This window comes from Nocardia sp. NPDC052112 (assembly GCF_040680135.1).
Lineage (GTDB): Bacteria > Actinomycetota > Actinomycetes > Mycobacteriales > Mycobacteriaceae > Nocardia.
Genome location: NZ_JBFAWD010000007.1, coordinates 445,987 through 452,787, shown reverse-complemented (window position 1 = coordinate 452,787; position 6,801 = coordinate 445,987). Strand labels below are relative to the sequence as shown.

Sequence of the window (6,801 nt, the reverse complement as noted above, 5' to 3'; positions counted from 1 at the left end):
TCCTCGTTGCTGAACTCGCGACCGTCCGGTCTGCGCACGACGTCGAACAAATGGGTCAATCTCGACGCCAACACTGCGACTGTTTCGTCCACCGATCACCTCCCCGTCAACTGAAATGGTTGCGATCCATTATCGCTTGACAACCGTTGACAGACAACGCCGGGCACGGCGCAATCGGTTTTCGCGGCAACTGCGCGTGGCGTCGGGTATCGGCGACGAGGCCGCCAGACACAGAACGCCTCCTGCGGCCCCGGTGCAATGCGCGTACGCTGATGTATCTACACCGATCAACAAAGGTGTGCCACCGGTTCGCCGGGAGGTGGAGATGCTCAGCATCACTGAGCAGTTCGGCACCGAACGCGCCCCATGCGGGAAACTGAGGGGCGGGGCCCGCCATCGCGAAGATGACGAAGCTGGCCTGATTATCGACGATCTGCATTATGACTGTGGCTGCCGCAAGATTCGGCACGAATACCACGACGGCAGCGTTCGGATCGAAACGGTCCGCCATGACGGCAAGGTCCTGATGGATGAGCGCAGCGCCGACTTCGAGGCCTGACGCACGACGGTGGTGCCACCATGACTGCTTCGCATGATGTCGTGATCATCGGCGGGGGCGGCGCGGGCCTGCGTGCGGCCATCGCGATCGCCGAACACAACCCGCAGTTGAGTATCGCGATCGTCTCCAAGGTCTATCCGATGCGCAGCCACACCGTCTCCGCCGAGGGCGGCGCCGCCGCTGTCGCCGGTCCCGGCGACAGTCTCGACGAGCATGCATACGACACGGTCTCCGGCAGCGATTGGCTCTGTGACCAAGACGCCGTCGAGGCGTTCGTCGAGGAGGCACCGCGGGAGCTGCTGCAGTTGGAGCATTGGGGCTGTCCATGGAGCCGCCGCTCGGACGGGCACATCGCGGTACGGGCGTTCGGCGGCATGACGAACAACCGCACCTGGTTCGCAGCCGACAAGACCGGTTTCCACTTGCTGCACACCCTGTTCCAGACCGCACTGTCGTATCGAGACATCGTCCGATACGACGAATGGTTCGCCACCACATTGCTCGTCGACGACGGCAAGGTGTGCGGCATCGTCGCCATCGAACTGGCCACCGGACGCATCGAAACCCTGCTCGCCAGCGCTGTCATCGTGTGCACCGGTGGCTGCGGTCGGGTGTATCCGTTCACCACCAACGCCAATATCAACACCGGCGACGGTATGGCCTTGGCCTATCGGGCAGGCGCACCGCTCAAGGATATGGAGTTCGTCCAATACCACCCGACCGGCCTTCCGTTCACGGGCATCTTGATCACCGAGGCAGCGCGCGCGGAGGGCGGCTGGCTGCTCAACAAGGACGGTTACCGCTACCTGCAGGATTACGATCTCGGGACACCATCACCGGTACCGGTGATGCGCAGCATGGAGCTCGGGCCACGCGACCGACTGTCGCAAGCCTTCGTACACGAACTCGACAAGGGCCGGACCGTCGGCACACCGTATGGAAACGTCGTCCACCTCGACCTACGCCACCTCGGTGCCGATCTCATCGATACGAAACTGCCGTTCGTGCGTGAGCTGTGCTCGAAGTACCAGAACATCGACCCGGTCCGGGAACTGATCCCGGTACGTCCCGTGGTCCACTACATGATGGGCGGCATCCATACCGACATCCACGGCGCGACCCCCGTAGAGGGCCTGTACGCCGTCGGAGAGGTCGCCTGCGTCAGTATCAACGGCGCGAATCGGCTCGGTTCGAACTCCCTGCCGGAGTTGCTGGTCTTCGGTGCGCGAGCCGGTCGGGCCGCCGCCGAGTATGCGAGTTCGGCCACGGCCCGCCGCACGTCGGCGGTCCTGGCACGCGGCCGTGCCGAACAGGATCGGCTGGAACGAGGCTTCACCCGACATGCCGAGGGATCCGAACGCATCGCCCACATCCGCACCGAGATGCAAGAGACGCTGGAAGCCAGTGCCGGGATCTACCGGGACGGCGACTCCCTCGCCCAAGCTGCCGACACGATGCGTGTGCTACGCGATCGGTTCGGCCGCGCTCGCCTCGATGATCACAGCCGGGCGTTCAATACCGAACTGGTGGCGATGCTGGAACTGTCCTGCATGCTCGATGTGGCCGAATGCATCGTCGCCTGCGCGCTGGCACGGGAGGAGTCCCGGGGTGCGCACCAGCGGACCGATTTCCCCGCCAGGAACGACCAGCGATTCCTGGCCCATTCGGTGGTCCATCGACAGCGGGACGGTTCGGGTCGCGTCTCGTACCTCCCGGTAACGATTACTCGCTGGCCTCCGGGCGAACGCGTATATGGGAGGTGATGGCGATGGTGGACCGGATAACCCTGCAGGTCGCGCGCTATCAACCGGATCGAGATGACGAACCGGTGCTGCAGTCGTACGAGGTTCCGCTGCGCAAGGAATGGACGGTGCTCGACGGGCTCAACTACATCAAGGACTACCTCGACGGAACGGTGTCGTACCGCTGGTCGTGCCGGATGGGCATCTGCGGTAGCTGCGGCATGACCGTCAACGGTGAGCCACAACTGAGCTGCGCTACGTTCCTTACCGACTACGCGCCGGGGCCGGTGCGGGTCGAGCCTTTGCGCAACTTCCCGGTGATCCGGGATCTCGTCATCGAGATCACCGACTTCATGCACAAGCTGACCGCGGTCAAGCCATGGCTGATCAGGAAGGAACACCGGCCGCTCGATGCTGGCGAGTACCTGCAAACACCGTCCGAGATGGACGATTATCAGAAGTTCAGCATGTGCATAAACTGCATGCTCTGCTACTCGGCCTGTCCGGTCTTCGCGCTCGAGCCCGAATTCATCGGTCCGGCGGCGATCGCGCTGGCCCAACGCTACAACCTCGACTCACGCGATGAGGGTGCCGCAGACCGGCGGGACGTGCTGGCCTCCGCCGAGGGCGTGTGGTCGTGCACCTTCGTCGGCGAGTGCACCACCGCCTGCCCCAAGGGGGTCGACCCGGCGGGTGCGATCCAGCGCTACAAGCTGACCGCGGCCACGCAATCACTGCGAGACTTCCTCATGCCTTGGCGGGCACGATGACCACGACACCCCGGCTGTACCGAAGGCCGGTCTCCAAGTTCTGGTGGGTGCAACGCCGCTCATACCTACTCTTCGTCCTGCGCGAACTCAGCAGCGTGTTCGTCGCCTGGTTCGTGGTATACCTCCTGCTCCTGGTCCGTGCGGTCAGTTCCGGAAACGATGAATACCAGCGGTTTCTGAGCTGGAGCGCAAGCGGGTGGGTGGTCGCACTGAACACCATCGCCCTGCTGTTCGTACTTGTGCACACGGTGACCTGGTTCAACCTCGCACCCAAGGCGATGGTGGTGCGGGTACGGAACCGGCGCGTTGCACCGGTGGTGATCGTTGGGCTGCACTATCTGCTGTGGGTTCTGGTGACGGCGATCGTGCTGGTGGTGGTGCTGCGATGACGAACAGGAGGTCCTTGGAACCGTTGGCGTGGCTGCTGTTCGGCATCGGCGGGATGGCCGCTGCGCTGCTGATACCGGTGCTGCTGTTCCTGTTCGGCCTCGCCTTCCCGCTGGACTGGCTGCCCGCACCGGACCACGCACACCTGCTCTCGGTATTGCGTCACCCTGTCACCCGGCTGGTCCTTTGCGGACTCTGTGTGGTGGCTCTGTTCCATTGGGCGCACCGCTTCCGGTACACGCTGGAGCACGGCTTGCGGCTCGCGCAGTTCAGTACGTTGATCATCCTGGTCTGCTACGGCAGCGCTGTTATCGGCTCGGGAACCGCCGCCTACCTCCTGCTGCGCGTATAAAACAGCGGCGATCATGATCACGTAGTCCGAGTGGAATACGCCCATCCCGCAACGTCGGCCGCAGTCGGCGAGGAGAACGCATTCGCCCTTCAGATGCTGGCCGATCCCGTGGGCACCCACGACTCGCATCGCCGATTCTACTGCGTGCCTGCATATTTGGGCGCGTCAGGTGACGGCCACCGGGGCGGTTGCGCTAGGGGGTCGGCCCACGCTTCGCACGTTTCGGTCGACGCGCTACCGCATCCGTGACGTCGCCTTGCCGGTCGGCGGGCACGAAGGTGATGATGTCGGCCCGCGATGTGATCATCAGTTTCTGGAAGATCGAGACCATCTGTGCGTCTACGGTTTTGAACGAGTTGCCGCGACTGGCCGCGATCGCCGTATTGGTCCAGCCTGCCGCCGCGAGCGTGGCCACCTCCTGTTCGGCATTGGACAGTTCCTGCCAGGGCGACGGGCGGGTGCGCCGAACGGGATGGTCCACCTCCAGCCTGTCCATCGACAACGTGCCCAACGCCAGGCGCGCCACCTCACCGAGTTCCGACCGCAACATGGCACCCTCGCGCTGCGTGGTTTCGAACAGTTTGCGTCCGAGCACATCCCGTGCGATGCCGATGGCGTAGTCGGTTTCGGTTTCGAATGGCCTCAGGTCCGCTATGTTCACGCCCAGGCGCTGCCGCCAGGTCGCGACTCCGCCGCCCAGCAGTGCGATTTCGGTGGCCCCCGCAATCACCCGGCCCGACCCGGCGCCGTCCATTGTCCGCGCATCGCCCGACATGCGCGCGAGCGCCCACATCCGGATGTGCACCGCCCAGAGGGCACCCCATTGGTCACGCATCGCGACCTGATCCGCCAATGCGCGGCGTGCGACGGCGAGCGCCTCCTCGGGATCGCCGTATTTGGTCAGGGCAATCGCCCACGCCAATTCGGCCCAGGATATCGCCCAGCGCGCCCCCGCCGCGCTGGCATTGTCGAGATGGCGCCGGGCGATCTCCATGGCCTGCGCCGCGGTGCCACAAAAACCGGCGGCCAGTGCCTCGAACAGCTCGCTCATGGCCGCACCACCGAGATCGCCACGCGCCGTGAACTTCTCGCGAGCGCACCCCAGCACCGCTACCGAACGCGCGTCACTGTAGACCAGCATCAGTTCGCTACCGCGCGTGAACTCGACGGGTGCGGGCAGACCGAGATCACGCTCGGGGGCATGGCGCCAGTTCGCCCGTGCTGTCGGATCTGTCACGCATGCGGCAATGCACTCCTCGAGCATCCGCTCAGCGACGTCGTGTATTCCCTGGCACATACTGATCCAGCCGATCAGGGCCATTGCCGACATCTGGAGCTCGACGGGCTGTGGGTCGAGATCACGCGTCGCCGCCAGAGTTCGCTCGGCCCAGCGCCGAGACTCCCGCAGCGACCCCCTGATGAAGGGAACCCGCAACGAGATCAAGCCGATGGCGATTTCCAGTCCGATCCGCGATTCCCCTGGGGTGGTGAGGCTTCCATCGATCGCGCAGAGCAGGTTGTCCCAGGCCGCCCGCGCCCAATCGAGCAGATCCTGCTCCGCTGGGCTGAACCATTCGGCGCAGGCCAGCATGACTTTGTCGCGGTAGTAGCGCCGATGCCGGGCGGTCAGTCGCTCCCATTCCGCGCCGGCCGAGCGCTCGCGCAATCGCTGCTGAGCGAATACCCGGAAGCTCTCCAACAGTGAATAACGGACGGTATCGGAAGTCAGGTGGACCGAGACCAGGGACTGATCCGCCAAACGCTCCAAAAGGCCCTCGACCTCGCCTCTCGCGATGCCGACTCGCGGGTTACCGGCAACGATGTCGAGATCGGCGCAGACACCCTCGATCGCCTCCAGTTCCGCGCCGACATCGAGAACGGACGTACCGGCTGCATCGTCCGGATCCACGTCGTAGCCCGCGGCGAAGACCGACATCCGATCGAAGAGCAGGCGTTCCTGGTCCGTGCACAGATCGTAGGACCACGCGATGACATCGCGGATGCCCTGATGGCGCTCCTCGGCGCCGACGCGCGGTCCGTGCGACCATCGCAGCCGCCGATCGCCGGCTTCGCCGCTGAGGTCGCGCAGAATCATCGGCAACGGCTGGTGCAACAGGCGGGCGGCGGCCAGCCGGATGTAGAGCGGGTGGTTGTGCACGTGCCGACAGATCGAATCGGCCAGCGCGAGTTGATCATCGGCGATGGCACGCCCGGTGAGCTCGGCTCGCTTGCGGAACAGTCCCAGCGCCTGCTCCCGAGGCAACGAACCGACCGGCACCAATTGCTCATCGACCCAGCCGATAGCCTCGCGACTGGTGGCCAGGACCGTCAGACCCGGCACCGCGTCGAGCAGTTCGTCGATCAATCGCCCGGCTCCGTCCAGGACGTGTTCGCAATTGTCCATGACCAGAACCGTCTGCAGCCGATGACCCACGGCGTCGGAGCGAGTGAGGGTATCGACCAGCGCCTCCCATACCGATCGATCGGAGAAGTCGGCGTCGACGATCGACTGCGCCACCTCGTCCTCGACCGCCGATATATCGGCGTCGCTGGCCAGCCGGGCCAGCCGAACCCAACGGACGGGAACCCGACGAGCCTTGTGATAGCGATGCACCGCCTCGGTGGCAAGGCGAGTCTTGCCGATACCACCCGAACCGATCAGCGTGATCAGACGCGCCGAATCCAGCAGTAACTTCGCGATCTTGTCCAGCTCCCGTTCACGTCCGACGAAATCGCTAACGGTTGTCGGCAGTGATCCGAGGCTCGGTGAATATCGCCCGGTCATGGTGAGAACAGTAGTCAGCCGATCGGCGCCGAGCAGCCCGAATACACCGTCATGTCGCAGGCGACAACTGAAAAGTTCGTGGTGGCACCCGATGTACCCAACCTACCTATCGAGCAATTCTGGTGCTGCGATAGCCGCCGTCCCTGGGCAGACCGCCACGGGCGACAAGTAGGTATGACAGGAAGCGCGACATGTACGCACACCGC

The 6,801-nt window shown here is 64.5% G+C and carries 6 protein-coding genes; 5 read left to right on the top strand and 1 reads right to left on the bottom strand.

Annotation, left to right across the window (positions count from 1 at the left end; translation table 11 throughout):
• Positions 1-325: 325 nt before the first annotated feature.
• The 5 genes from AB0L58_RS17240 to frdD are packed head-to-tail and all read left to right on the top strand — an operon-like array spanning position 326 to position 3,810.
• A complete protein-coding gene (locus tag AB0L58_RS17240; protein WP_364387562.1) occupies positions 326-559 on the top strand; it encodes a hypothetical protein in 234 nt (77 codons plus the stop codon).
• Between the two features lie 20 nt (positions 560-579).
• Complete coding sequence (gene frdA, locus AB0L58_RS17235) at positions 580-2,322, top strand: fumarate reductase (quinol) flavoprotein subunit (RefSeq protein ID WP_364387560.1); 1,743 nt, start codon at positions 580-582, stop codon at positions 2,320-2,322.
• Between the two features lie 5 nt (positions 2,323-2,327).
• Entirely contained in the window at positions 2,328-3,071 is a 744-nt protein-coding gene (locus AB0L58_RS17230) for a succinate dehydrogenase/fumarate reductase iron-sulfur subunit (RefSeq protein WP_364387558.1), read from the top strand.
• Positions 3,068-3,460: a fumarate reductase subunit C gene (locus AB0L58_RS17225; protein WP_364387556.1), complete on the top strand. Its 393-nt coding sequence runs from the start codon at positions 3,068-3,070 to the stop codon at positions 3,458-3,460. The genes AB0L58_RS17230 and AB0L58_RS17225 overlap by 4 nt, the downstream gene beginning before the upstream one ends.
• A complete protein-coding gene (frdD, locus tag AB0L58_RS17220) occupies positions 3,457-3,810 on the top strand; it encodes a fumarate reductase subunit FrdD (protein ID WP_364387554.1) in 354 nt (117 codons plus the stop codon). Before AB0L58_RS17225 ends, frdD begins: the two co-directional genes overlap by 4 nt.
• Before the next feature lie 193 nt (positions 3,811-4,003).
• Here frdD and AB0L58_RS17215 read toward each other — a convergent pair whose 3' ends face one another.
• Positions 4,004-6,595 carry an AAA family ATPase gene (locus tag AB0L58_RS17215; RefSeq protein WP_364387552.1) on the bottom strand — a complete coding sequence of 864 codons (2,592 nt, stop codon included), beginning with the start codon at positions 6,593-6,595 and terminating at the stop codon, positions 4,004-4,006.
• Between the last annotated feature and the right edge of the window lie 206 nt (positions 6,596-6,801).

Excerpts from the sequence above, each read along its gene's own strand:
- AB0L58_RS17240 (WP_364387562.1), top strand. The coding sequence starts at position 326 with ATGCTCAGCATCACTGAGCAGTTCGGCACCGAACGCGCCCCATGCGGG.
- frdA (WP_364387560.1), top strand. The coding sequence starts at position 580 with ATGACTGCTTCGCATGATGTCGTGATCATCGGCGGGGGCGGCGCGGGC.
- AB0L58_RS17230 (WP_364387558.1), top strand. The coding sequence starts at position 2,328 with ATGGTGGACCGGATAACCCTGCAGGTCGCGCGCTATCAACCGGATCGA.
- AB0L58_RS17225 (WP_364387556.1), top strand. The coding sequence starts at position 3,068 with ATGACCACGACACCCCGGCTGTACCGAAGGCCGGTCTCCAAGTTCTGG.
- frdD (WP_364387554.1), top strand. The coding sequence starts at position 3,457 with ATGACGAACAGGAGGTCCTTGGAACCGTTGGCGTGGCTGCTGTTCGGC.
- AB0L58_RS17215 (WP_364387552.1), bottom strand. The coding sequence starts at position 6,595 with ATGACCGGGCGATATTCACCGAGCCTCGGATCACTGCCGACAACCGTT.